Source organism: Blautia sp. SF-50, from assembly GCF_900101315.1.
GTDB classification, from domain to species: Bacteria; Bacillota; Clostridia; order Lachnospirales; family Lachnospiraceae; genus Blautia_A; species Blautia_A fusiformis.
Genome location: NZ_FMUW01000006.1, coordinates 1 through 26,911, shown reverse-complemented (window position 1 = coordinate 26,911; position 26,911 = coordinate 1). Strand labels below are relative to the sequence as shown.

The window sequence follows — 26,911 nt, the reverse complement described above, 5'->3', positions numbered from 1 at the left end:
ATCCGTATAAGGATTTTCATTGCAGAGTACCAAAAGTTAAGCGGATATTCGAAATCCGCATTCGCTACCTACTCATAACCGAATAACTGCTTCGCAGTTTATCCGGTTAACGTACCGTTATTTATGATACTAGAGTTTTGCCTGAGAAGTCAATATCTTTTACTCTTTCTGATTTTCAATCTGTTGTGCAAGATCATTTAAATATACCCAACGATCCATTTTTTCGTCCAGTTTCTGCTGGATTTCCTGCTGCTCGTCGGAAAGCTCCCTGAGTTTTCCCGCATTTGTGGCATTGGCAGCCATCTCTTTGTCGATCTGCTCCAGACGTTCTTCCAATGCTGCGATGTCATCGTCAATAGTGTCAAATTCTTTCTGTTCTTTATAGGTAAATTTCAGTTTCTGTTTCCGGTTCTGTTTCCAGGTATCTGCAGCGGATTTCTTTTTCTCAGGCTCAGCTGTTTCTCCCTGTACTGTACCGCCATTCATATCTGAACGCGTTTCCAGAGACTGTCCCTTTCTTTCCTTTGCTTCCAGATAATCCGTATAACCGCCCTCATACTGGACAAGCCGGCCATCTCCCTCAAATGCCATAATACGGTTCACCACATTATCCAGGAAATAGCGGTCATGGGACACCGTGATCACGATGCCGGAAAAAGAATCCAGATAGTCCTCAAGAATGGTCATGGTGGGAATATCAAGATCATTTCCGGGCTCATCAAGAAGAAGAACATTTGGCGCCTCCATCAGAACCTTCAAAAGATACAGTCTTCGCTTCTCACCTCCGGAAAGCTTCTCCACCGGAGTGTACTGCATGGCCGGATCAAAAAGAAATCTCTCAAGCATCTGGGAAGCTGTGATCCTTCCTTCTTTTGTCGGAACATATTCCGCCACCTCACGGATATAATCGATCACCCGCTGTCTTCCATCCATATCCGGAACGTTTTGGGCAAGATACCCGATACGGATCGTTTCTCCGATCTGAATCTCTCCGGAATCCGGCAAGATCAGTCCATCTGCCATTTTAAGAAGTGTGGACTTACCGCAGCCATTTGGTCCGATGATCCCGAGACGCTGATCACGAAGAACAATATGATCAAAATCATTGATCAAAAGACGACCTTCGATGGTTTTACTTACATGATGAAACTCTATGGTTTTCTTTCCCATACGGGTCTCAATGGAATCCATTTCCACATTCTGCTCTTTCAGCGGGGTTTTTCCCGCCTTCAGTGCTTCCAAACGGTCAAGCCTTGCTCTCTGTTTTGTACTTCTGGCACGACAGCCTCTTGCTGCCCATTCCAGTTCCATCCGAAGTACACTGCGGCGCTTCCGGTCACTGGCAAGCTCCATTTCCTCTCTCTGCGCTTTCAGCTCCAGAAATCTGGAATAATCTCCTGCATAGGAATATAATTTTCCGTGGCTGATCTCCAGGATCCGGTTTGCCACACGATCCAGGAAATAACGGTCATGAGTGACCATGATCACCGTCCCACGAAAATTCCGGAGAAAATCTTCCAGCCATATGACCATTTCTCCGTCCAGATGGTTGGTAGGCTCATCCAGGATCAGAATGTCAGCCGGATTTAAAAGCATCCTTGCCAGCGCCACTCTTTTCTTTTCACCACCGGAAAGATTATCCATATTGATATTCTGATCGGTAATACCAAGTGTATTCAGCATGCGTCTGGCCTCACTTTCGGTACTCCAGTCCTTCTGCCATTTGCCTTCTGCCACATAGTCCAGAATGGTCATATGCTGCGGAAATTCCGGAGTCTGGGGAAGCCAGCTGATCCGGATCCCGTTCTGGGTGATCACCTGCCCTTCGTCCGGTTCTTCCTCTCCGGCGATCACGCGGAGCAAAGTAGTCTTACCGGTTCCGTTTACACCGATGATACCTATTTTTTCTCCCTGATCGATGCCGCAGGAGATATCATCAAATATCACCTTATCTCCAAAAATTTTGTGGATATGTTCTATATTAAGAATGTTCATGCGCATTTTCTCCGTTTTCTTCCAAAGTATATAAAAATCATTTCCATGATAGCGAATTTCCACGATTCCGTCAAGAATCACTGTTGTGACAGGGGAAAGGGCTGTACCTCAAATCTGGAAGTACAGCCCTCTTGGGGGATTGTTTTTTATCTGGATCTTGGTCAACAGTTTCTGGTGTCGCCAGCTGCTGCCCTTATTTTTCGTATATCCACCGCCTTTCGTATCTTTTGACGCTATTGTAAAAAAAATATCAGGAAATGACAACAGACCTGTGACAAAATGACAGTTTCCATGAAATATGACATTTTTTATGTTAAATATCTGCTAAAACCACGTTCATTCCTGATAATTTTCTACACAATACGTCATTTCAGGCAAAAATCCGATATTGGATATACATAAAAGTTATGATATACTATTTTTACTACTCTTTTATAAACCGGAGGTTATATTATTTTGAATATTGCAATTATTGATGACATCTCAACGGATGCAGAAGCCCTGAAGAATATCGCTGTTTCCTATTTTGAGAAAAAACAGATCCGGGCAGAAATCTGTCATTTTTCCAGCGCAGAAGAATTTTTTGAAGATTATCAGCCCGGAAAATTTCAGATCCTGTTCCTGGATATTTATATGGACGGAATGACAGGTATGGAAGCTGCGCGCAGGATCCGAAGACAGTCCGATAGCTGCATCCTTGTTTTTGTCACTACCAGCAGTGATTTTGCTGTGGAAAGCTATGATGTAGGAGCCTCCTATTATCTTCTGAAACCATTTCAGCCAGAAAAACTCTGTTCCATTCTGGATTCCTTTCAATCCAGGCATTTACTGGCATCCCGTTACATTGAAGTCGTTTCTGACCGGGTTCCCATCCGGGTCCCTCTGCGCAGTATTTTATATGCAGATACATTCCGAAATGCAGTGTGCCTTCATACCGACGCCGGTCCGGTCCGTTCTTATCTTACCTTTCACAAATTTGAGGAGCAGATCCGGGACTGTCCCAATTTTCTCTCCTGTTACCGTGGCTGTGTCGTCAATATGGACCGTATACAGGAAGCTTCTGAAGAAGGCTTTCTTCTGGACAACGGGGAGGTCGTCCAGATCCGGAAACGTGGCTCTTCTGCTATCCGTAAAGCCTATCTTCAGTATCTCTTTGCGTCAGATGAAGAAATATCTCAGCTTTAAAAATGCCATTTTCAGACTGAAAATCCGCAAACCCTCCATAACGTGCCGCAATTTCCATGATCGACGCAGTTCCGATCCCCTGTCCGGAATGCTTACCTGAAAAAAATCCTGTTTTATTTCTGCGTAAGGGATCTGTGCAGCTGTTTTCTTCTTTTATAAGAAGTTTATTATTTCTGGTACGTATCTGTACACGGACAAATCTGGAACTGCCTTTCGGACAAAGCTGTGCCGCTTCTATGGCATTTTCCAGAAGATTTCCAAAGAGACGACAAAAATCTGTATCCTGGATCCCTGTTTTTTCCGGTGCCTCTACCTGACACTGAAAAACGATCCCGTTTTTTCTGCATAGTTCTTCATAATAATGTAAGATCGCATCGGCAACCTGATTTTTACAGTAAGAATGATAGGTCAAACGTTCCTGGAATTCACGGGTATACCGGCAAAGGTATTTCTGCATTTCTCCATACTGCTCACGTTCCAGTAATGCAGACAGAACACGAAGGTGCTGACGCATATCATGACGGACACGGCTGGTTTCTTCCATCTGTTCTTTTAATCGGTCGTAATGATTTTTCTGGGCAAGGAGACGAAGTTCAGTCTGATGACTATATACCTCATAAGTCAGACTGATCTTATATGCTTCTGACAGGTCTCTCCACAGAACACAGCCAAACGCAGCTGTCAGTATCAGCCCACCTGTCTCCGGGAAACCTCCTCCCAAAATCGGCTCATAAAGATACCCTATCCGATCTGCCACAAGGGAACAGGCATAAATCGTTGTTCCCACCAAAACGATCTTTCCATATCTGCAATCTGTTTCTCCAAAAGTATTGAGCAGCATATAGATCGCTGCCACCCATTTGACTGCCTCACTGATCCAGACAACATCATAAAGAAGCCTGGCTGAAGGAAGTATATCCGCAAAAATCTCCAGAAAGAAAGCTACTACGATCCAGAGATCGATCAAAAGAAACAGATATATGCCCCTTTTTTTTCCTATAATACAATCCTCAAGCCGGATCATGCAGGAAAGGATCAGATAATAGATCATAGTTTCCAGGGCATACCAGGGCCTCGTGGGAAGAAGAAAAAAATTATGTACCAGGGAGCATAACGAATATCCTGCCACACAGAGACAGACCAGATTAAAAATAGCAAATTCTTTTGTCCTGGTTCTGACATGTACCATAAGAGTCCCAAACATGATACAGATACAGAACGCAATGGCACAGCCGCTTCCGAGTACCCGCAGTCCTCTCTGTATGCTTACACGGACCGGAGATCCCAAAACCGGAATAGCCTGGATTCCGGATCTGATATGGCTTTTGTCTGCTACTGCTATGACAATTTCTACAACCCCGGATCCCTGAAACGTAAAAACACGGTTCATAACCCGGTCCATATAGGTTTTTTCGTCAGGATCCCCCACTTCCCCGGCCAGTTCTCCATTGATATAGATTCGGTATGCGGAAAAAACCTCCGCCATAGATATCGCCCAGATTTTTTCCTCTTCGGGCAGGATCAGAAACATCCGGTATGTCCCACATCCATACGTAGAAGCCTCTTTATTCCCCAGTTCCATTTCATTACGTTCTCCGATCGAAATATAACAACTGTAATATCCTGGATCCTTTTTCAGCATCTCAGGTGTAAGCAGCTTTCCCGGAAAATATTGCCATTCCCTGGCAAGATAATGTAGCTTTGCCGCCGCATCTTTATCATCCAGACAAAGGATTCCCTGAATGGGCTGCTCGCCTTTCGCTGTATATTCATTATTTATGAGATACATCATAAAAAAAGCAGTCATAGATAACACCACAGTAAGTCCAAAGATCAGGGTCCATTGCCTACTTTTCTCCTTTATGACTGTCACCTCGCTTTCCGGATCTGCTTCGGATTCCTACGATCAGCACTGTTATCATTGTTGCTGTCGTCAGGACTGCCACTGCAAAAGGATTCTCTTCTATATCATCTATTTTCCGACCTCTTACGCAGAAGATTCCTGTCTCGTCCGTGTCAACGATCAGAAGATCCTGCTTTTTATCCAGGAATGTCTTTAGTTTTCTTCCTCGGGAATCCGTAATTTCCATAGTTTCCGGATCTCCGTTGGGAAACATCTCTTTTACCGGTATCATGATCCGGCTCCCCGGAATATCCGTGATCTTCTGAGTGCCTTTATAGATCTTTATTTCATATGAATGATTGGAAACCTTTTGTACCAGTGCCTGTATTGTACCATTCTCTGCTACCTTCCAGCTTTGTGCCACAGAAGCAGGGATACGAAGACTGATTCCTTCTTTTTCAAAATTTATATCTCCCATATATTTCAGGATAAGATCCAGACGTTTTCCACTGATCACAGTCCATTTTTCAGTAACAACTTCTGTTACTTTTCTGGCCGGCTGCTGTACTTCAGGTTCAGCCCGTACAGTCCTCGTGCTATAAATCATACCGACACACAGCGCAATAACTTCAAGTATCAACCAAAAACCATATCGTATTGTTTTTTGCAGATTATACATATCTGGTCATCCCCATTACATATGTTTCATCTATCTGCATCCAGAATACCTCTTTTTCAGCTTTCAGGCAATCAAATCTATACGTAATAAATCGACATCTTTCGAACAAAACAAAGGTGCTGATCACTGCTATTGCACAGAATCAGCACCTTTTCATATATCGTTATTTCTTTTTCTGCATACCTGGAAATCGCCGAAAATAATAGATGACAAACAGTACCGCAGTAATTATCCAGGACACCGGATAACTGAGCATGATACTGTCGATCCCCGGATGAGATCTTACAAAGGCAAACAACCAGATGATACGTAAAAGACAGACTCCTCCACAGGTCAGGATCATCGGAACCAGTACTCTTCCGGCACCGCGCAGCGCTCCGGAAAGAATTCCGATCACAACATAAATGGCATAAGACGGAATCAGGAAACGGATCATATGCACCCCAATGTCTACAACCACCTGATCTGTTGTAAACAAATGGTAGATCGGATTTGCGAACAGAATAAGTGCTCCGCTTACAATAAACGCCGAAATGTATGCCATCACCATACAGACGCGGACACTTTTTCGCATGCGGTGGTATTTTCCGGCACCATAATTCTGTCCCACAAAGGTGGTAATTGAGATGGCAAAAGCATTGCATACCATCCAGAACACCGCATCAATCTTTCCCATAGTTCCCCAGGCTGCCACTGTGTCAGTCCCCAGTTCATTGACAAAAATCTGAATGGTGAGATTGGCAATATTATACATCACCGATTCCAGTCCTGCCGGAAGTCCAATCCTGAGAACTGCCCCCAAAGACCGGAGATCAAAACGAATCTCATGAAATTCCAGACGATAAATATCCTCTGCGCGCATCAGGAACCAGGTTACAAGGATGGCACTGACTGCCTGGCAGCTGACTGTTGCAAGTGCAACACCGAGGACTCCCATATGGAAGATCACTACAAATACAACATCCAGCAAAATATTCAACAAACAGGTAATGATCAGCACATAGAGCGGTCTTTTGGAATCCCCCACTGCTCTTAAGATACTGGATACCATGTTGTAGACCAGATTGAAAAATGTTCCCGCAAAATAGATATGCAGGTACAACACAGAATCCGGTATTACTTCTGCCGGTGTTTTCATCAGGTGAAGGATCGGCTCAGCCAGGATAAAACCTGCTGTTCCCACAATAATACTGGCAGCCAGGCAGAAGATCATGGATGTGTGAAGTGCTTTTTTAAGGTTTTTGTGGTCTTTCGCTCCGTAAAACTGAGAAATCACTACAGACGCACCGGAACATAAACCTACAAAAAAACCTACGATGAGATTCACGATCATACTGGATGAGCCTCCTACTGCTGCCAATGCTTCTTTTCCCACAAAGCGGCCTACTACAACTGTATCGGCAGTATTGTAGATCTGCTGGAACAGAGTTCCAAACAAGATCGGAAAAAAGAATATCAGAAGCTGCTTCCAGATCACACCCTCTGTGATCTGGTTCACGGCGGTATTTTTCTGATTTTTGTTCTGTTTCATATTTTTTTATTTCCCCCCAGAGTATAAAAAAAGCCGGTATACTTATCTCAGCATACCAGACTCTTTTCGCATCATATATTGACTGTCTAATTAAAATTAGTCCTCAACTTTGATGATTTCCTTCTTATTGTAGCTTCCGCAAGCTTTGCAAACTCTGTGTGGCATCATAAGTGCTCCACATTTGCTACATTTAACAAGGTTCATAGCGCTCATTTTCCAGTTCGCTCTTCTCTTGTCACGTCTAGCTTTGGAAGATTTGTTCTTAGGACAAATGGACATAGGTTACACCTCCTTAAATTTACTGAATATATCACTGATAGCTGCCATGCGGGGATCCTTAGGCTCCTCCTTGCATCCGCAGGGACCTTCGTTCAGGTTCTTCCCGCAGCGGCTGCAGATACCTTTACAGTCTTCTTTACATAAGACCTTTAAAGGCCAGCATATCAATACCTCAAGATAGACCAACCGGTCCACATCCAGGTTCATACCTGTGAGATAGCTGCTTTCATCCAGATCATTGACACGCTCTTCATCAGAAAGCTTCATATCGAGCTTCTTCTTAAATTCCAGCGGTATCTCGACGGCTACTGTCTCAAGACAGCGGTCACAGGGAATGCCCACTGTGATCTTACCGGTTCCTGTAAGCTCAAGAACCTTATCACCGGTATTGGTGATCGTAAGCTCTACCGGTTCCTTCGCAAGTACCGGAAAACTTCCCATCTGAAAATCAATCTTCTCCAGTTCAGGAACAACTGATTCCTGGATCGTCTTGCCATCACAGGAAGAAATGTCTAATAAATGAATCTGCATAAGTCTCTCCTATCCACACTCAATCCATTATACATATGGTCTTGTGATTTGTCAACGTTATTTTCGGGAAAATATTACATTTTTTTAATTTTTTTGTTACTGTTGGCTTAATCAGAAATTCGGGGTAAATTACGGGGGTGGACCTTTAATTGTCCGCCCCCCGAATGTATACTGCTGATCCACAGTAATATATAATTCTGCCTGATTACCGATCATGCCCGAACGGTTCTGTACCGGTACTGAAACAGCTGATTATACCAGTGCTACAGTCTCACGGCAGATTGCAAGCTCCTCGTTTGTCGGGATAACTGCAACCTTAACCTTGGAATCCGGTGTGGAGATCACGATTTCCTCGCCACGATGTCCGTTAGCATCTTTGTCAAGTGTTACGCCAAGGTATCCGAGATAGCTGACAACCTTCTCACGTACCGGGATCGCATTCTCACCGATACCTGCTGTGAAGACGATCGCGTCAACACCATTCATTGCTGCAACATATCCGCCTACGAATTTAGCGATGCTATAGCAGAGAACGTCGATGGCATTAGCTGCATCCTCGTTTCCGCCTTCAGCTGCCTCGTTGAGGTCACGGAAGTCGCTGGAAAGTCCGCCGGAAAGTCCGAGAAGACCAGATTTCTTGTTGAGTACGTTCATAACGCCCTCAATGTCCAGGTTCTCTTTCTTAGCAATGAACTCCATGATAGCCGGATCGATGTTACCGGAACGAGTTCCCATAACAACACCTTCAAGTGGTGTAAGACCCATTGTTGTATCTACACATTTGCCATTTACAACTGCGCTGATGGAAGATCCGTTTCCAAGGTGGCAGACGATAACTTTGGAGTTGTCTTTGTCAAGGCCAAGGAAATCAACAGCTCTCTTGGATACGAAGCTGTGGGATGTTCCGTGGAAACCGTATCTTCTTACTTTATATTTCTTGTAGAAGTCAAGCGGAAGTCCATAGAGATATGCTTTAGCAGGCATTGTCTGATGGAAAGCGGTATCAAATACGCCTACCTGTGGTACGCCTGGCATAAGCTCTGCACATACACGGATACCAATGAGGTTAGCCGGGTTGTGGAGCGGTGCAAGGTCATTGCACTCTTCTACTGCTTTGATCATCTCGTCTGTGATCACTGCGGAAGAAGCAAATTTCTCGCCTCCGTGTACGACACGATGTCCAATCGCATTAACCTCTTTAAGGCTTCCGATTGCACCTGTTTTATCGTTTGTAAGAGCATCCAGTACCATCTGGATTGCTTCTTTATGTGTTGGCATAGCTGCCTCTGTGATCTCTTTGTCACATCCGGCTTTCTGATATACCAGTCTTCCGTCAATACCGATTCTCTCGCAGAGACCCTTTGCAAGTACATTCTCTGTCTCAGAATCGATTAACTGATATTTTAATGAAGAACTTCCACAGTTGATAACTAATACGTTCATGATTTAACTCTCCTGATCTTTTAATAATTATTTATCCTCTGCCTGGCACTGTACTGCTGTGATCGCTACAACACCTACGATATCATCTGCAGAGCATCCGCGAGACAGGTCGTTTACAGGTTTTGCGATACCCTGTGTAACAGGTCCGTATGCTTCTGCTTTACCAAGACGCTGAGCAAGCTTGTATCCGATGTTACCTGCATCAAGGTCAGGGAATACCAGTACGTTAGCTTTACCTGCTACTTCGCTTCCCGGTGCTTTGGATGCGCCTACGCTTGGAACGATAGCTGCATCAAGCTGGAACTCTCCGTCAAGTTTAAGCTCCGGATGCTCCTCTTTGGCAATTCTTGTAGCCTCTACGACTTTATCTACGTCAGGATGCTTTGCACTTCCCTTAGTGGAGTGGGAAAGCATAGCTACGATCGGCTCCTCCTGAACAAGAAGCTTAAAGGACTCAGCAGAAGATGCTGCGATCGCAGAAAGCTCATCCGGAGTCGGGTTCTGGTTCAGACCGGAATCAGCAAATACGAATGCACCGTTTGCACCATACTCGCAATCCGGAACAACGATCAGGAAGAATGCGGATACAAGCTTGGTTCCCGGTTTTGTCTTCAGGATCTGAAGGCATGGACGAAGTGTATCTGCTGTAGAATGGCATGCACCGGATACCATACCGTCTGCATCCCCCATCTTAACCATCATTACGCCATAGTATGGGTACTGAGTATGAAGGATCTCTTTCGCTTTCTCAGGTGTCATTCCCTTCTTTGCTCTCAGCTCTACAAATTTATCAATATATGCCTGAGTTCTGTCAGATTTCTCCGGATCTACGATCTGTGCACCGGAAATATCAAAGCCGCCCTCTGCAGCTTTCTTGTTGATCTCTTCCTCATTACCGATGAGGATGATCTTTGCAACTCCCTCTTTCAGAATCTTGTCAGTTGCCTCAAGAGTTCTCATATCCTCTGTCTCTGGCAGTACAATTGTTTTTACGCTTTCTTTTGCTCTTTTTTTAAGCAGTTCAACAAATCCCATGATTAAATGGCTCCTTTCTTGATGTAACAAAAACGCTAGTGTCTGTTCGGGCACTACACTATGTTTATTATACCCCCTTACCCTTTTCTTTTCAAGCGTTTCATTGTCAGAAAATGGCTATACTGCGTATTTTTTGAAGTGCAATTGTTACTGTTTACCGACAATGTTCTGCGATGTGTTTTTTGTGGATAAAGATCACAGATGGCCCAAGGATTTCGGCGCATGATCATAAATTTGCGTAATTTCTGTATCTCACAAAGGGTGTTGCCGGGCCCAGAGCGGACAGTAGCATTCGGGTTTATGGCAGCAAAACAGATTTCGAATGCCGCTTAACTTTTTACATTGCTTATGTTAAAATAGCACCATTATTATAATATAAGAACTTATTTCAAGATTTGAATTTTCAGAAACGGCAGGTACTTTTTTATATGAAAGTTGTTGGAATCATTGCAGAATATAACCCATTTCACAAAGGTCACGAATACCAGATCCGCTATGCCCGGGAGATCCTTGGTGCTGATTATATTGTGGTCGCCATGAGCGGGGATTTTGTCCAAAGAGGGGCTCCTGCCCTTATGGAAAAACATCTCCGGGCTGAGATGGCTCTTCTCGGAAGCGCCGATCTGATCCTGGAAATGCCGGTACAGACAGCAACGGCCAGTGCGGAAGGATTTGCCGCAGGTGGCGTAAGCCTTCTTGACGGGCTTGGTGTTGTAGATGAGCTATGTTTCGGAAGTGAATGCGGAGATACAGAGACTCTTATGAATATTGCACAGATTCTTATAAAGGAACCGTTTGAATACCGCAAACTCCTTCAGCAGAATCTTCGTACCGGAATGAGTTTTCCTGCTGCAAGAAGCAGTGCTTTGATCCGTTACATGCGAGAAAAAGCCACTTCCGTGCATAACACATTCGGCGTTTCATCAGAACATATTGAACTCATTCTTTCTTCTCCCAATAACATCCTGGGAATCGAATACTGCAAAGCGCTTCTCCGTCTTAACAGCCGTATCCTTCCTCATGCACTTTTAAGAAAGGGATGTGGTTATCATGATACGGATTTTTCTCTTCTTTCCGACGAAGAATTTCCCTCTGCTTCCGGCATCCGGAGCCTTATGAAAAAATCCGAAGGAACTGTGCAGTCTGCTGATCTTTCCCGGTTGATCCCTTCTGCTTCCCTTCCCGGATTCCTGGATTCTCTCAAAAAAGGAGCATGGCTTTCTGATTCAGCACTGGATCTTCCTCTGCATTACAAACTGCTTCAGGAATCCGAAGAAACTTTAAAAATGTATCCGGAGCTTTCGGATGCACTGATCCGGCGTATCCTGAAATCCCGAAATCAATATGAAGGTTTTTCCCAGTTTGCGGATCTTTTGAAAACACGGGATATTACCCGTTCTGCTATCTGCCGCAACCTTGTCCGGATCTTTCTTGACCAAAAAACAAAAGCACCCGGACACATTCCCTATGCCCGGGTACTTGGCTTTCAAAAAAACAGCGCTCCGCTTCTCAGCCAGATCAAGAAAAACTCCTCAATCCCGCTGATCGCCAAAGCCGCCGATGCATCTGCGATCCTCGATGAAACTGCGCTTCGACTTTTTAATGAAACCTGTGCGGCTTCCAATCTTTACGAAATGCTTCTCTGCCACAAAACAGGTCAGCCTTTCATCCACGAGATGAAAAAGCCGCTGCGGATCATTTAAGATCCACAGCAGCTTGAACGCTAATAAGTAATCTTTTCATGGCTTGAGATCGGATTTTGAACAACTTTCAGTTATTCAGTTTAATCCGCTTTTTCGGATCGCTTCCACTGCTTCCCGGATCTTCTCCGGCGGAAGTACCAGGGCGAAACGTACGTAGCCCTCTCCGTGGGGACCAAAGCTTGCTCCCGGAGTCACGATGACGCCGGCCTTTTCCATCAGTTCCATACAGAATGCCATGCTGTCGGTGCGGCCACCCGGGATCTTCGCCCAGACAAACATGGTGCCTTTTCCATTTGGAAGTTCCCATCCGATATCACGAAGTCCCTGGCAGAGAGCATCTCTTCTCTCCTGGTACTTCTGACACTGTTCTTTTACGCTGTCCAGCGGTCCCTGAAGTGCTGCAATAGCTGCTTTCTGAAGCGGCAGGAACATGCCGAAGTCGATCTGGCTTCTCAATTTGCGGAGCGCTGCGATCACATCCGGCCGGCCTACCAGAAAGCTAAGTCTTGCGCCTGTAACATTGAAGGATTTGGAAAGACTGAAAAATTCCACTCCAATATCTTTCGCTCCCGGAGTGGCCAAAAAACTTCCTCCAAATGCCCCGTCAAAAATAATATCGCTGTACGCATTATCATGAATGATCAGAATATCATATTTTTTCGCAAATTCCACGATTTCTTCGTAAAGTCCCGGAGTGGCAATGCTTCCTACCGGGTTGGACGGCAGGGATACTACCATATATTTAGCCTTATTCGCAATTTCTTCCGGAATTCCCTTTACATAGGGAAGAAAATCATGCTCTGCAACCAGCGGATAATAGTAAGGAACTGCTCCTGCCATCAGACTTCCTGCTGCAAATACGGGATAGCACGGATCCGGAAGAAGTACTGTATCTCCCTCATCACAAAGCGCCATGCCAAGATGCCCCATTCCTTCCTGGCTTCCATAAACAGTCATTACCATGTCCGGTGTCAGTTCCACATCAAAACGTTTCTTATAATAAATACAGACTGCATCCAGAAGCTCCGGCAGATCACGGAGACTGTATTTCCAGTTGTTGTCATCCATAGCTGCTTCCGCTACAGCTTTCTTGATATATTCCGGAGTCTTGAAATCCGGAGTTCCCACACTCATGTTATAGATCTTCATGCCCTGTGCTTCCAGCTCCATACGCCGGTTGTTCAGAGCAGCAAAAATTTCATCTCCAAATCGGTCCAGTCTTTTTGAAAACTGCATGTCATTCGTCCCTCTTCCATAATAAAATCAAACGGATATTCGCAATCCGCTTCGCTACTTGCTCATAAATGAAATCACAAAGTGATTTCATTTATTTTATCACGGTAACGTAACATACTCAAGAATTTTCATAAAAAAAGAACCATCACCTGTGTAAAGCGGCTATTCATTTTCCACTTTACACATGATCGGTAACGGTTCTTCATTATTTATTCCGTTTATTCAGACAAAAGAATACGGTCATTATCCAAAGCCTTGCCCACTCCCGTTTTAAATTTCTCAAGAAGGCCATCCACGGTCATATCCTTCTTCTCTTCCCCTCCGATATCCAGCACGATATTGCCGGAGTCCATCATCAGGATACGGTTACCAAGATCAATTGCTGACTGCATATTATGTGTGATCATCAGACAGGTCAGCTGATTTTCTTCCACGATCCGTCTGGTGAGATTAAGGACTTTCTCAGCAGTTCCCGGATCAAGGGCTGCAGTATGCTCGTCCAGAAGAAGTAATTTCGGCGGATTCATGGTTGCCATCAAAAGCGTCAGCGCCTGTCTCTGTCCACCGGAAAGAAGACCTACCGGATGGCTCATCCGCTCTTCCAGCCCAATGTCCAGCTTCTTTAATTCCTCACGAAAACGCTCTTTTTCCTGCCGGGTCGTGCGGGAAAGCCACCCACCCTTGCCGGCTGCAAGTGCAAGATTCTCTTCGATCGTCATTCCCGGTGCAGTACCACGCATCGGATCCTGATAAAGACGTCCGATCTCTTTTGCGCGTGCATGCTGCGGCATAAATGTGATATCCCTGCCATCCAGCTCGATCGAACCGGCATCTGTAAGAAAATCACCGCAGATCGCATTAAAAAGTGTTGATTTTCCTGCACCATTGGAACCGATGATCGTAGCAAAGTCGCCTTTTTTCAGTTCCAGGGAAAGATCTGTGATCGCCTTTTTTTCGTTTACGGTTCCCGGATTAAATGTTTTTGAAATATGGCTGATTTTTAACATGGATCATCTTCCTCCTTTTGTATGAGTCATTCTTCTTCGGATCTGCGGCCACTGTTTCTTAAGATACGGACCGGAAATTGCAAGAACAACGATCACAGAGGATACCAGTTTCAGCATAAATGCCGGCATATTGAACCGAAGTGCGATGGTATACACAAGGCGGAAGATAAAGGAACCAAGCACCATTCCCACCGCTCTCACAAAAATTCCTCCATGTCCGAGAAGAGTACCTCCGATCAGCAAGGATGCCAGTGCGATGGTAACCATACCCTGACCGATGTTGATATCTACGGATTTCTGTGACTGAGACAGAAGACATCCGGAAAGTGCGGTAAATGCATTTGCCACGCAAAGGCCGATCACCGTTGTAAAGACCGGATTGATGGAGGAAGATTTTACCATATCAGAATTATTTCCGGTTGCCCGGATCGCAAGGCCAAGTCTTGTTTTCAGGAAGAATACCAGAAATACGATCACGAGGATCACTGCGATGGCTGCAATGAGGATATCTTCCCTGCCTTTTAACGGTGTACCTGCAAGCGCATCCTTCATCATGGTAAATACTGTGGTCGTCCGATTCATATTGATCAGGGATGACCCTCCCATGACCGCGATATTTACGGAATATAATGCAGTATTTACAATGATACCTGCAAGCAGGCTGTCTACTCCCAGCTTCGTCTGCAGGATAGCCGTTACAAATCCTGATGTAACACCTGCTGCCATGGCTGCCGCAATGGACAGAAACGGATGTCCGCTTACAGCAACTACGGCTCCTACAGCGGCCCCGAAGGTAAAGCAGCCATCTGTAGAAAGGTCGCAGACATTCAGCATGGAATAACTAAGGAACAAAGCAAGAACTGTCAGAGAACAGATCAGTCCAAGCTTCAGGGCAGTCTCCCCGAGGGAGAGCATAGTTGCAATCGTCACAGTGATTTCCTCCAATTGGATTTATTTCATAACTGCTCACAAAAGTGAGCGGTTAATTTATTTTGATTCTACTTCATCAAAGCTTTCTGCAGTTGTGATCTCATTTACCTGTGTGCAGAGAGGCTCAAATGCCTTCTTTACGGTATCGAAATCAAGTCCAAGTGCCTTGCAGGTTTCTGTATTAACTGTTGCAGTACCATTGTCAAAGGTTTCAACAGCTGTCTTAGACGGATCCGCATTATCTATCAGGATGTCAGCGATCATATCGGCTGTTTTCTGTCCCAGATTTGCATAATCAACACCATATCCTACAAAGGCACCATTTAATGCAAAGGAGTCGGCACCTGTGTAGTGCGGGATTCCTGCGTCGATGAATTTTTCATAAATAGAAAGCTCTGCTGTCATGATGGTGTTGTCCGTAGGTGTAAATACGGCATCCACACCGTCAGCGATCAGTGCATCTGCTGCGAGCTGGACTTCATCGGTAGTGGTTCCGGTACGCTCTACATATTCGATTCCCTCTTTATCCAGATAATCTTTTGCTTCCTGGATCGCTGTTGTGGAGGAATCCTGTCCTACATCATAGAGAAGACCGATCTTCTTTACATCCGGATTCTGTGCCTGGATCAGCTTCATGATAGAAGAAGTATCCAGGTAATCGCTGGTTCCTGTGATATTTGCACCAGGAGCATCCAGAGAATCTACAAGGCCGGAGCCAACCGGATCAGATACTGCGGAGAAAACAACCGGTGTATCGCTTCCCTCTGTAGCGGACTGCATACGCATTGCCACCGGTGTAGCCACACCAACCATCAGGTCAACCTTATCCGCCTGAAAATCTGAAATGATCTGTTCCATAACACTGGCATCTGCATTACAGTTATCATAAAACACATCAAATGTGACACCCTTTTCTTTGCCAAGCTCCTCCAGACGGGACTGGATGTTGTCTACGATCTGGTTCAGGGAAGCATCATCTACATAATTGCAGATGCCCACTTTAAAATCTTCCGCCATAACCGGGCTTGTCATCATCATAGTTGTTGCTGCTACTGCTGCTGCGATCACTAACATTCTTTTTTTCATGGTTTTGTTCTCCCTTCTTATTTCCGCTTATGATTACCTTTTGTACACCTTGCGGTCTGCTTTTCCGGAACAACTTTCATGCGACAGAATCGCTTTTCCTGTAACACAAAAACCGTCCCAAGCTTATATCATGCTTGAGACGGTAATAAAAGTTCTTTATTATCGCGGTACCACTCAAATTGACGAATCGTCCACTTTCCGGTGTACTAACATACACTCCTCATTGGTAACGGGTTCGGTTCCCGTCGGCGCCTACTGTACAGATAAATAGTTCGGGCCACCCTCGAAAGTCCATTCAACATCTGGTCCCCTGCGGATTTCCACCATCACCGCTCTCTGTGAAGCTTCCTGAAATGTTTACTTCTCTTTCTCACTGGTTTGTTTTTTAAGTTGTGTTTACTTTAGCACATCAACGTGAGTCTGTCAAGTCCAAAAATAAAATTAATTCTTAAAGCTGTGGATCGGTGCCGGGATCCTTCCACCTCTCTGTACAAATGCATCACAGGAGAAGGAATTTACAGGCATGATCGGAGCATAGCCAAGAAGACCTCCGAACTCAACCGTTTCGCCCACACCCTTACCGATAACCGGGATGAGACGTACTGCAGTTGTCTTCTGATTTACCATACCGATGGCAGACTCATCTGCAATGATACCTGCCAGTGTAGTCGCCTTGGTATCTCCCGGAACTGCGATCATGTCCAGACCAACAGAGCATACACAGGTCATGGCTTCCAGCTTCTCCAGAGTAAGCGCTCCCTCGTTTACCGCATCGATCATTCCCTGATCCTCGCTGACAGGAATAAAGGCACCACTTAATCCGCCCACAGCAGCTGCTGCCATAACGCCGCCTTTCTTCACCTGGTCGTTGAGAAGTGCAAGCGCTGCAGTTGTTCCAGGTGCACCGGCTCTCTCAAGGCCGATCTCTTCCAGGATCTCAGCTACGGAATCACCGATAGCCGGTGTCGGTGCAAGAGAAAGATCCACAATACCAAACGGCACGTCAAGACGCTTGGATGCCTCACGTGCAACCAGCTGTCCAACTCGTGTAACTTTGAATGCGGTACGTTTGATCATCTCGCAGAGAGTTCCGAAGTCCTCGCCACGAACCTGCTCCAGAGCTTTCTTTACAACGCCAGGGCCACTGACACCTACGTTGATGATGCAGTCCGCCTCTGTGACACCGTGGAACGCGCCTGCCATAAACGGGTTATCATCCGGTGCGTTACAGAATACTACCAGCTTGGCACATCCAAGAGAATCCTGGTCCTTAGTAGCCTCTGCTGTTGCGAGGATGATCTCGCCCATCAGCTTTACGGCATCCATGTTGATACCGGTCTTGGTGGAACCAACGTTTACAGAACTGCAGACGCGCTCTGTTTCTGCCATTGCCTGAGGAATGGAGCGGATAAGAAGCTCCTCTGCCGGAGTCATTCCTTTGCTTACCAGTGCAGAATATCCGCCGATAAAGTTAACGCCAACTTCCTTGGCACATTTATCCAGCGTTCTTGCGATGGTCACAAAATCCTCCGGTTTCTTACATGCAGCCCCGCCAACCAGAGCAATGGGTGTTACGGAAATTCGTTTATTTACAACCGGGATACCGTACTCGGTTGCGATCTCATCACCGGTAGCTACCAGATTTCTGGCCTTTGTGGTGATCTTTTCGTATATTTTCTGATTCAGTGCATCCAGGTCAGGATCGATACAGTCCAGAAGGCTGATCCCCATGGTGATGGTACGCACATCCAGATTCTCCTGCTCGATCATTTTATTTGTCTCGTTTACCTCAAAAATATTGATCATTTTATTTTCTCCCTGATGATTGATGTAAAGTAGATATCATATGCATTGGCAATCCGCATTCGCTGCTTGATCATACTCGATGCATCATGTTAAAAATATCTTCATGCTGGCAGTGGATCACAACACCGATCTCCTTACCCAGATTTTCAAGCTCTTTTGCAAGTTCACCGCCATCCTTTTCACATTTTGCTGTGTCTGCGATCATCATCATGTTGAAGTAACCCTGAACGATGGTCTGAGAAATATCCAGAATATTAACCTGATTCTCTGCAAGATATGTACAAACCTTTGCAATAATTCCTACTGTGTCATTTCCTACTACTGTGATAATTGTCTTCTTCATCGTTTTTTCCTTTCTACACTGTGATTATTTCTGATATGTGATCCCTCTTCGCTACCTGGATCTTAAAATCCCTGGAACGGTACGGGTTGTCACCAAGTGTCACCTCCGAGCACACAGTCTCGTAGGCAAGTTCTTCATAGTTGTTTTCTCTGCTTAAATGGCCAAGAAAAACCGCCTTCAAATTATCATGGAGGATCCGACAGAGCAGACGTCCTGCATTCTCATTGGAGAGATGTCCACGGTCTCCCAGAATCCTCTGTTTGAGATAATAAGGGTATTTTCCAACCTGAAGCATGCGGATGTCATGATTTGCTTCCAAAAGCACCGCATCCAGATTCTCCAGATTTTTTACAATGTAATCATTATATTTTCCAAGGTCCGTGGCAATGCCCACAGAATGCTCTCCACATTCCAGGCGGTAACCCACCGGCTGTGCAGCATCATGGGGAATGGTAAAAGGATTTACCGTCAGGTCCTTGATCCCAAAAGGCTCATCCTCCCGGATCTCGTGGATCAGTCCCTCCGGCATTTTTCCAAGGGATTTCATACGAAGCATGGCATCTGCGGTTCCACCTGTGGTATAGATGGGAATTCCGTATTTTCTGGAGATCACTCCCAGTCCCTTGATATGGTCGGAATGTTCATGTGTGATCAGGATACCGTCCACATCTTTCCCGGTAAGATCCAGGGAATTCAGGCCTTTTTCGATACTCTTCCCGCTGATCCCCACATCTACCAGAACATGTGCCTCCTCAGATCCCACATAAATACAGTTGCCGCTGCTTCCGCTGGCAATACTACAAAGTCTCATTTCTCTCTATCCCTTCTCTGATCTGTCTCCGGGTACCCTTCAGATCTCCATTATTCTCGATCACATAATCCGTATGTTCTCTGAAAACCTGGTCAGATACCTGGTTTCGGATAATGCCAAGAGATTTCTCTCTGGAATAGCCACGGCTTTCCATCAGACGACGGATCCGGATTTCCTCCTCTGTATACACATACCAGACTTCGTCACAGAATTCCTGATAATTCTCTTCCAGAAAAAGAGCAGCTTCCACAACACAGATCTCTCTTCCGGCTTCCTTCTGTTCTCCAAGAAGATCTAGGATTCTCTGCTTTACAGCCGGATGGATGATCCCGTTTAATTTCAAAAGCATATCCTTATCTGTGAATACTACATCAGAAATCCGTCTCCGGTCAATAGTTTTATCTTTTTTTATGATTTCTTTTCCAAACAATGCGATCACCGCATCGTAACATTCTTCCCCCGGTTCCATCAGAATGTGACCAAGCTGGTCTGCCTGGATCACATATGCCTGGAAATCTTCTTCCAGGATTCCAAGTACTGTACTTTTTCCGGCCCCTACTCCGCCGGTTACTCCGATCACTCTCATTTATTTCGCCTCATACCAGCTGTCACCCTGGTGCATATCTACGTCAAGTTCCACTGCAAGGTCTGCAGCTCCCTTCATCTCTTCTTCCAGAATACGAGAAACTTCCTCGATCTCTTCTTTCTTTGTCTCGATCAGAAGCTCATCATGAACCTGCAGCACCAGTCTTGAACGCAATCCCTCTTTTTTCATTCGTTCATAAACATGGTTCATGGCTATTTTGATGATATCTGCTGCAGTACCCTGGATCGGAGAGTTCATGGCTACACGTTCTCCGAAGGAGCGCTGCATGAAATTACTGGATCTCAGCTCCGGCACGGGCCTTCGTCTGCCGAACATAGTTGTCACATAACCGTGTTCCTTGCCATCCTTTACCAGACCGTCCAGAAAGCCCTTGATCTTCGGATAGGTCTCGAAATATTTCTCAATATAGGCAGCTGCCTCTTTTCTGGTAATACTTAGATCCTGGCTCAGTCCAAAGGAACTGATCCCATAAACGATTCCGAAATTTACCGCCTTGGCATTTCTTCGCTGAAGAGATGTCACTTCATCCAGCGGCACATGAAACACCTGGGATGCGGTGAGCCGGTGGATATCCTCCGCCTCACGATAAGCCTGGATCAGTTTTTCATCACCGGACATATGTGCCAGCACACGAAGCTCGATCTGGGAATAATCAGCATCCAGAAATACAAATCCCTCCTCCGGCACAAAAACCTTACGGATCAGCCTGCCCAGCTCCATACGGACCGGTATGTTCTGAAGATTCGGATCTGTACTGCTGATACGACCGGTTGCTGTGATCGTCTGATTAAAAGTAGAGTGGATCCTTCCATCTTCTCCGATCACATTTCCGAGACCATCTGCATAAGTGGATTTCAGCTTGGTCAGCTGACGGTACTCCAGGATATCTTTTACGATGGCATGATCCGGCGCCAGCTTATCCAGGATATCCGCCGCTGTGGAATAGCCAGTCTTGGTCTTCTTTCCACCTGGAAGTCCCAGCTTTTCAAAAAGGATCACACCCAGCTGTTTCGGGGAATTGATATTAAACTCCTCCCCTGCTTCCTGCCAGATGGTTTTTTCCAGCTCCTGGATACGGACTTTAAGTTTTTCACCATAGCTCTTAAGCTCTTCACCCTTAACGGAAATCCCCCATTTTTCCATGGAATCCAGGGTAAAGACAAGAGGAAGCTCGATCTCATCATAAACCTTACGCATGCCTGTTTCATCCAGTTTTTCAAGAAGAACCTTTCGAGCCATGCAGGGCACAAACGCCTGATAGCAGGCATAATTTCCAAGGCATTCCAGTTCCTCTTCCCAGGCCTTTTTCAGAGAAGTCTTTCCAAGAAGGTCTTCCTTTGAGGGGAGCATCATACCATCCAGATATTCTCTGGCGATGTCATCATGGGAATAGGAAGATTTCAGCGGGTTCAGAAGATATGCAGCAACCCCCGCATCAAAAACCTTCTTCGGATCATCAAGGGAAACATGTTTGAGAACTGATTTAATATCCATAGCACAGAGCACCGTACTGTCCGCCAGAGTTTTCAGTTTTCCGCAAAGGTAATCCCCTGTGAGAAGTCCTCCTACCGGAATCTGATAGATTTCTTTTTCATCCAGGACCAATCCCACGGTATACACCTGATCCGGATCTGCAAGAACAGAAATACCCACCTGATCTTTCTGCGCTGCTTTTTCAAACAGTGCCTCCACACCGGAAAGATCATTACAGGTAAAAAATTCCAGTTCCATGGAGGAATCTGCTGTCGTAGCCGGATCAAAACGGTTCAGCATGTTCTTAAATTCCAGGCGTTTACACAATTCATATGCCTCCGGAGTATAGGGATTTTCCACTTTCGCTTTTTCGTAGGAAAATTCCAGCGGACTATCTGTGTTGATGGTTGCAAGCTCTTTGGAAAGCTGTGCCAGATCATAATGCTCGCGGAGAGATTCTTTCGCCTTATTAGGCTTTACCTCTTCCAGATGCTCATGAGCATTCTCAATGGAACCGAACTGCACGATCATCTTGGTCGCGGTTTTCTCTCCAACGCCCGGGATTCCCGGAATATTATCGGAGCTGTCGCCCATCAGCGCTTTCAGTTCTATGATCTGCGGCGGCGTTACCTGATATTTCTCAAGAACTTCCGCTGTATGGTAGTTTTCAATGGTTGTCTTTCCCCGGACAGTCTTCGGAAGCCGGATCAGCACCTTATCTGTGGCAAGCTGAAGAAGATCACGGTCTCCGGAAAGAATGGTAACATCCATCCCCTTTGCTTCACTTCTTCTGGCGACCGTACCAAGAAGATCATCTGCTTCATAGCCTTCCAGGGACATGATGTTGATTCCCATGGCAGAAAGCATCTCCTTGATCAGCGGAACCTGTTCCCGAAGCTCCTCCGGCATGGGTTTTCGGGTGCCTTTATAGGCTTCATATCTCTTATGCCGGAACGTAGGTGCACTCAGATCAAATGCAACGGTAAGATACTCCGGCTTCTCTTCCTCCATGATCCTGAACATAATATTCAGAAATCCATATACCGCTCCTGTATGACGTCCTTCTGCATTGGTAAGATCCGGCAGACCATAAAACGCACGGTTCAGGATGCTGTGACCATCGATCAGTAATATTTTTTCACTCAAAATCAAATTCCCTCCTTCAGTTCCAGGATCACAAAAACAAGAAAGACCACCAGTGCCGCGATCAGAACGCAGACTGCCACTGCAGCGATCGCTCTGTGAAATTTCTTTTTTCGGATATACCTTCTGGATTTTCGGATATCCTCTTCCAGAAGCTCCTTAAAATCCAGAACAGTATCTTCCTGTTTCTCATCCAGCTGCTGCATGGCCTTATGTACAATGAAATATGTGGCAAGCTCATCGTAGCAGGAGGAACACTTCTCAATATGCTCTAGAAAATCCTCCAGATCATTCAACGGCAACGTATGATCGATATATTTATTAACCATTCCCTCTGCAATACGACAGTTCATATTTTCCCTCTCTTTCAAAGCAGCGGATTCTCCCATATGATAAGCCTCTTCTGAGATCCCGCTTCACAATTTGCCCCAGACTGGGGAAATATTTCCCAGAATATTATATCATTATAGCGAATTAAACGTTGAATGACAAGGGCGGTTTCCTGTGGTATACTTGAGATGTCCCGGTCAGAAAACAGAAAAACTGACCAAATATGAAAATCCAGGCAAGGAGGATCACCATTATGAAATCTATAGCAATCGTTACAGACAGTAACTGCGGCATGTCTCCCGCTCAGGTAAAAGACCTTGGCATCTACATGCTTCCAATGCCGTTTTTTATAGATGATAAGGAATATCTGGAAGACATTGACATGAACCAATCAGAGTTCTTTCAGCATCTTGAACAAAATCCAGGCTGCAGAGTTTCCACATCCCAGCCTACACCGGAATCCGTCACTACCCTCTGGGACAAGCTACTCAAAGACTACGACGAGATCGTACATATCCCCATGTCCAGCGGTCTCTCCAGCTCCATGCAGACTGCCCGCATGCTTGCAGAAGACTATGATGGCCGTGTACGTGTCGTAAACAACCAGAGGATCTCCGGAACCTTACGTTACTCTGCCATCGAGGCTATCCAGCAGGCCAAAAACGGTCTCTCTGCCGATGAGATTGGAACTTGGCTGGAAGAAACCCGCTTCGACTCCAGCATCTATATCACTGTAGCTACTCTGAAGTACCTGAAACAGGGCGGCCGCATCACTCCTGCAGCTGCAGCCATCGGAACCATGCTCCGTCTGAAACCGGTTCTGCAGATCCAGGGCGAAAAGCTGGACGCCTTCTCCAAGGCCCGCACCATGACCCAGGCAAAAAACACTATGACTAAAGCCATCAAAGATGACATTGCAGACCGCTTTGGAGAAAAGATCAACCTGGATGTCATCCACTCCCACAACCTGGAAGCAGCCGAAGAATTCCGAAAAGAAGTCCTCACCACCTTCCCGAATATCGGTGAAGTCAACATCTTCCCTCTCTCCCTGAGCGTTTCCTGCCACATCGGCCCCGGAAGTCTGGCACTCACCTGTTCCAAGGTACACCCGGAAATATGGTAAAGACTAGTCAGAAGCAATCCACATGGCCAGAGCACAGCCGGAGGGAATACTTCTGTATGGCTCTGTCTCTGGAGGAGGGCTGCTAGTCCTTAGATTCTGGAAATCTGCATTATTAAAAAAAGTTCGGCTGTCTGAGCGGCAACAAGCCGCGAGTTCCGAACTTTTTTTAATGGTTTTAGCAGATTTTCAGGGCCTTAGAACTAACGCCCAACGGAAGCCGAAGACCATACAGAAGTATTCCCTTCGGCGTCCCTCCCGCCAACATATTTAATTTTCCTGTGTATTCTCAATCTCCACCGGCGCTTCATTCAAGATCTTCATAAACTCCTCACCGGTGATCGTCTCATGCTCATACAGATACTTGGCAATCTCATGGAGCTTTCCGATATTATCTGTCAGGATCTTCGTAGCCTTTTCATGCTCCCGTCTTACAAGCTCCACAACCTTCTTGTCCAAAAGCGTCTGCGTCTCAAAGGAACAGGTTAGACTTGCATCTCCGCCAAGATACTGATTGCTTACATTTTCCATGGCAACCATGTCAAAATCATCACTCATACCATACCTGCTGATCATCGCTCTGGCAATCTTGGTCGCCTGCTCAATATCATTGGAGGCACCGGTAGTAATGGAATGGAAGATCAGCTCTTCCGCTGCACGGCCGCCTGTAAATGTAGCGATCTTATTCTCCAGTTCTTCCTTAGTCATCAGGAAATGTTCCTGCTCATCTACCTGCATGGTATATCCCAGTGCACCGGAGGTACGTGGAATGATCGTGATCTTATGGACCGGTGCAGAATCTGTCTGCTTGGCAGCAACCAGTGCATGACCAACCTCATGATAGGAAACGATCAGCTTTTCCTTATTGGAAAGTACACGGTTCTTTTTCTGATATCCGGCAATAACAACTTCGATGCTTTCTTCAAAATCCGCCTGTGTGGCAAATTTCCGTCCGTCGCGGACTGCACGGAGAGCTGCCTCATTGACAATATTGGCAAGCTCCGCACCGGAGGCACCGACTGCCGCCTTGGCAATTTCATCAAACCGGACTGTATCCGCAATTTTGATCTTCTTGGCATGAACCTTCAGGATTTCCTCACGCCCCTGAAGATCCGGAAGCTCAACCGGGATCCTTCTGTCAAAACGTCCCGGGCGAAGAAGTGCAGGGTCAAGGGAATCCGGTCGGTTGGTAGCTGCCAGGATCACAACACCCTTGGAACCGTCAAAACCGTCCATCTCTGTCAAAAGCTGGTTCAGTGTCTGCTCACGCTCATCGTTCCCGCCGCCCATTCCGGAGCCGTCACGTTTCTTGCCGATCGTATCGATCTCATCAATAAATACGATACATGGTGCCTTCTCATTGGCCTGTTTAAAAAGATCACGGACCTTGGCAGCACCCATACCCACAAACATCTCCACAAATTCCGAACCGGAAATTGAGAAAAACGGAACCTCCGCCTCACCGGCAACTGCCTTGGCAAGAAGAGTTTTACCGGTTCCGGGAGGGCCTACAAGAAGGGCACCCTTCGGCATGGAAGCACCGATTTCTCTGTATTTCTCCGGATTATGAAGGAAATCTACAATTTCCGTCAAAAGCTCCTTGGCTTCATCCTCACCGGCAACATCTGAAAATTTGATTCCCGTAGAGGATTTCACATAAACCTTGGCATTGCTTTTGCCAAAGGACATCATTCCTCCCGGTCCTCCGTTTCCCATGGAACTCATCATCTTCTTGCTGAGCCAGCGTCCCAGGAGAATAAAAATTGCGATCGGGAGTACATATCCCAGGATCAGAGATAAAAGCAGGGACTGTCTCTGAGGTGCAGTACCCTCTATACTTACGCCCGCATCGTAAAGATGGGATACAAGATCCTGATCCTCTACAGATACCGTCTTACAATAGACATCATTTCCATCTACCTTCATCGTATAATAGATATAATCAGAATTAATAGTTGCTTCATATACTTTTCCTCTGTCTACAGCTTTCAGGAAGGTGGTGTAATCGGTCTCTTTTACACTTCTCTCAGAAAGAGCAGGAAGAGCAAAAACATTCAGCAGAACAATAATTACGACCGCAATAATGTAATATACATACAGCGGCCGCTTCTCTGGTTTTTTTGAATTCAGATTCATGCAGTCTCCTCCGTTATCTTATAGTATATTGCTATATCCACAGTGCTATATCAGGTGGTACAGCCTTGTAGTACACTCTACCACTTTTTTCAGTCAATTTCAAGGATGCCTCATCCGATTTCATAAACTTTTTAGAATTAAAAATATTTCCAAATAATACCTTTATTCTGAAAAAATCCTTGCAAGCCACCTGATACTGTGCTATTATAATAAATGGTTATGCCGCTGTGGCGGAATTGGCAGACGCACTTGACTCAAAATCAAGCGGAGCGATCCGTGCCGGTTCGAGTCCGGCCAGCGGCATTCGCATAAAAGACCTGACGGAGAAATCTGTCAGGTCTTTATTATAGTGCGCCCGGCGGTGCACGTTTCTAACGGGTTAAAGTCCCGAATCCGCCCGGTAGTGGGAAGGATATAGCCGAAGGCAAGGGTGTCCACCGTGAGGTGGAATCTGAAGGAAGCCGGATGTGGGAACAGACTAACCACGGGCAAATCTCTGGTCTGACGAACAGAAATCTCATATAAGGTCATGCATGAGGGTAAGGCTGCTATACAAGTTGAAGCCCAATAACTACACGGAATCAAGTATGATAAATGAGGCAGATGGATGGAGAGGAAGAAACGTGTGGTACCCGGGGAGGTCTGTGAGGTATGCCTTG

Annotated in this window: 22 protein-coding genes, 1 tRNA gene and 1 other annotated feature; of the genes, 4 read left to right on the top strand and 19 right to left on the bottom strand. The window is 45.8% G+C overall.

The genetic code is table 11. The features are described from left to right. Window positions 1-159 precede the first annotated feature (159 nt). A complete protein-coding gene (locus BLP57_RS05275) occupies window positions 160-1,995 on the bottom strand; it encodes an ABC-F family ATP-binding cassette domain-containing protein (protein WP_092069916.1) in 1,836 nt (611 codons plus the stop codon). Window positions 1,996-2,451: 456 nt separating this feature from the next. Between BLP57_RS05275 and BLP57_RS05270 the strand changes: the two genes are divergently transcribed. Beyond that, window positions 2,452-3,180, top strand: coding sequence for a LytR/AlgR family response regulator transcription factor (locus tag BLP57_RS05270; protein WP_092069913.1), 729 nt, complete (start codon window positions 2,452-2,454; stop codon window positions 3,178-3,180). Here BLP57_RS05270 and BLP57_RS05265 read toward each other — a convergent pair. The 7 genes from BLP57_RS05265 to pta all read right to left on the bottom strand — a co-directional run bounded on the left by BLP57_RS05265 (window position 3,119) and on the right by pta (window position 10,521). Continuing rightward, complete coding sequence (locus BLP57_RS05265) at window positions 3,119-5,053, bottom strand: GHKL domain-containing protein (RefSeq protein ID WP_139148826.1); 1,935 nt, start codon at window positions 5,051-5,053, stop codon at window positions 3,119-3,121. The genes BLP57_RS05270 and BLP57_RS05265 overlap by 62 nt on opposite strands. Next, window positions 5,028-5,630, bottom strand: coding sequence for a hypothetical protein (locus BLP57_RS05260; protein WP_129975058.1), 603 nt, complete (start codon window positions 5,628-5,630; stop codon window positions 5,028-5,030). Before BLP57_RS05260 ends, BLP57_RS05265 begins: the two co-directional genes overlap by 26 nt. 235 nt (window positions 5,631-5,865) lie before the next feature. Then, entirely contained in the window at window positions 5,866-7,233 is a 1,368-nt protein-coding gene (locus BLP57_RS05255) for an MATE family efflux transporter (RefSeq protein WP_021652545.1), read from the bottom strand. Window positions 7,234-7,329: 96 nt separating this feature from the next. After that, entirely contained in the window at window positions 7,330-7,512 is a 183-nt protein-coding gene (gene rpmF / locus BLP57_RS05250) for a 50S ribosomal protein L32 (RefSeq protein ID WP_015525241.1), read from the bottom strand. A 3-nt stretch (window positions 7,513-7,515) separates the two neighbouring features. Beyond that, window positions 7,516-8,043 (bottom strand): YceD family protein, encoded by a 528-nt coding sequence (locus BLP57_RS05245; RefSeq protein WP_092069907.1) that lies wholly within the window; start codon window positions 8,041-8,043, stop codon window positions 7,516-7,518. Window positions 8,044-8,295: 252 nt separating this feature from the next. Then, a complete protein-coding gene (locus BLP57_RS05240; RefSeq protein WP_021652542.1) occupies window positions 8,296-9,486 on the bottom strand; it encodes an acetate/propionate family kinase in 1,191 nt (396 codons plus the stop codon). A 27-nt stretch (window positions 9,487-9,513) separates the two neighbouring features. Further along, complete coding sequence (gene pta, locus BLP57_RS05235; protein WP_015525244.1) at window positions 9,514-10,521, bottom strand: phosphate acetyltransferase; 1,008 nt, start codon at window positions 10,519-10,521, stop codon at window positions 9,514-9,516. A gap of 428 nt (window positions 10,522-10,949) precedes the next feature. Here pta and BLP57_RS05230 point away from each other — a divergent pair, with 428 nt between their 5' ends. Further along, entirely contained in the window at window positions 10,950-12,224 is a 1,275-nt protein-coding gene (locus BLP57_RS05230; protein WP_092069903.1) for a tRNA(Met) cytidine acetate ligase, read from the top strand. A 75-nt stretch (window positions 12,225-12,299) separates the two neighbouring features. On the opposite strand, the gene BLP57_RS05225 is transcribed toward BLP57_RS05230, so the two are convergent. The 10 genes from BLP57_RS05225 to BLP57_RS05180 form a co-directional block, all read right to left on the bottom strand. After that, window positions 12,300-13,460, bottom strand: a complete 1,161-nt coding sequence (locus BLP57_RS05225; protein WP_015525246.1) for a pyridoxal phosphate-dependent aminotransferase — start codon at window positions 13,458-13,460, stop codon at window positions 12,300-12,302. Window positions 13,461-13,678: 218 nt separating this feature from the next. Then, window positions 13,679-14,467, bottom strand: coding sequence for an ABC transporter ATP-binding protein (locus BLP57_RS05220; protein ID WP_015525247.1), 789 nt, complete (start codon window positions 14,465-14,467; stop codon window positions 13,679-13,681). Window positions 14,468-14,470: 3 nt separating this feature from the next. Continuing rightward, on the bottom strand, window positions 14,471-15,382 hold the full coding sequence (locus tag BLP57_RS05215; protein WP_092070086.1) for an ABC transporter permease: 912 nt from the start codon (window positions 15,380-15,382) through the stop codon (window positions 14,471-14,473). 72 nt (window positions 15,383-15,454) lie between these two features. Next, complete coding sequence (locus tag BLP57_RS05210) at window positions 15,455-16,483, bottom strand: ABC transporter substrate-binding protein (RefSeq protein ID WP_092069900.1); 1,029 nt, start codon at window positions 16,481-16,483, stop codon at window positions 15,455-15,457. A 132-nt stretch (window positions 16,484-16,615) separates the two neighbouring features. After that, window positions 16,616-16,866, bottom strand: a binding site (T-box leader). Window positions 16,867-16,924: 58 nt separating this feature from the next. Continuing rightward, a complete protein-coding gene (locus BLP57_RS05205; protein ID WP_015525248.1) occupies window positions 16,925-18,289 on the bottom strand; it encodes a PFL family protein in 1,365 nt (454 codons plus the stop codon). A gap of 70 nt (window positions 18,290-18,359) precedes the next feature. Next, the gene (locus tag BLP57_RS05200; RefSeq protein WP_015525249.1) at window positions 18,360-18,632 is read right to left on the bottom strand and encodes an ACT domain-containing protein; all 273 of its coding nucleotides are present in this window, start codon (window positions 18,630-18,632) and stop codon (window positions 18,360-18,362) included. A 13-nt stretch (window positions 18,633-18,645) separates the two neighbouring features. Then, window positions 18,646-19,443: an MBL fold metallo-hydrolase gene (locus tag BLP57_RS05195; protein ID WP_015525250.1), complete on the bottom strand. Its 798-nt coding sequence runs from the start codon at window positions 19,441-19,443 to the stop codon at window positions 18,646-18,648. Beyond that, window positions 19,430-20,029 carry a dephospho-CoA kinase gene (gene coaE, locus BLP57_RS05190; RefSeq protein WP_015525251.1) on the bottom strand — a complete coding sequence of 200 codons (600 nt, stop codon included), beginning with the start codon at window positions 20,027-20,029 and terminating at the stop codon, window positions 19,430-19,432. The genes BLP57_RS05195 and coaE overlap by 14 nt, the downstream gene beginning before the upstream one ends. Then, the gene (gene polA / locus BLP57_RS05185; RefSeq protein ID WP_092069897.1) at window positions 20,030-22,669 is read right to left on the bottom strand and encodes a DNA polymerase I; all 2,640 of its coding nucleotides are present in this window, start codon (window positions 22,667-22,669) and stop codon (window positions 20,030-20,032) included. It lies immediately after the preceding gene. A 2-nt stretch (window positions 22,670-22,671) separates the two neighbouring features. Further along, window positions 22,672-23,055, bottom strand: coding sequence for an anti-sigma factor family protein (locus tag BLP57_RS05180; protein WP_022427101.1), 384 nt, complete (start codon window positions 23,053-23,055; stop codon window positions 22,672-22,674). A gap of 194 nt (window positions 23,056-23,249) precedes the next feature. On the opposite strand from BLP57_RS05180, the gene BLP57_RS05175 reads away from it, so the two are divergent. After that, the gene (locus tag BLP57_RS05175; protein WP_059085909.1) at window positions 23,250-24,119 is read left to right on the top strand and encodes a DegV family protein; all 870 of its coding nucleotides are present in this window, start codon (window positions 23,250-23,252) and stop codon (window positions 24,117-24,119) included. 267 nt (window positions 24,120-24,386) lie between these two features. Here BLP57_RS05175 and ftsH read toward each other — a convergent pair whose 3' ends face one another. Then, window positions 24,387-26,252, bottom strand: a complete 1,866-nt coding sequence (gene ftsH / locus BLP57_RS05165; RefSeq protein WP_015525255.1) for an ATP-dependent zinc metalloprotease FtsH — start codon at window positions 26,250-26,252, stop codon at window positions 24,387-24,389. Between the two features lie 221 nt (window positions 26,253-26,473). Here ftsH and BLP57_RS05160 point away from each other — a divergent pair. Continuing rightward, window positions 26,474-26,555 (top strand) — tRNA-Leu (locus BLP57_RS05160). Window positions 26,556-26,911 lie beyond the last annotated feature (356 nt).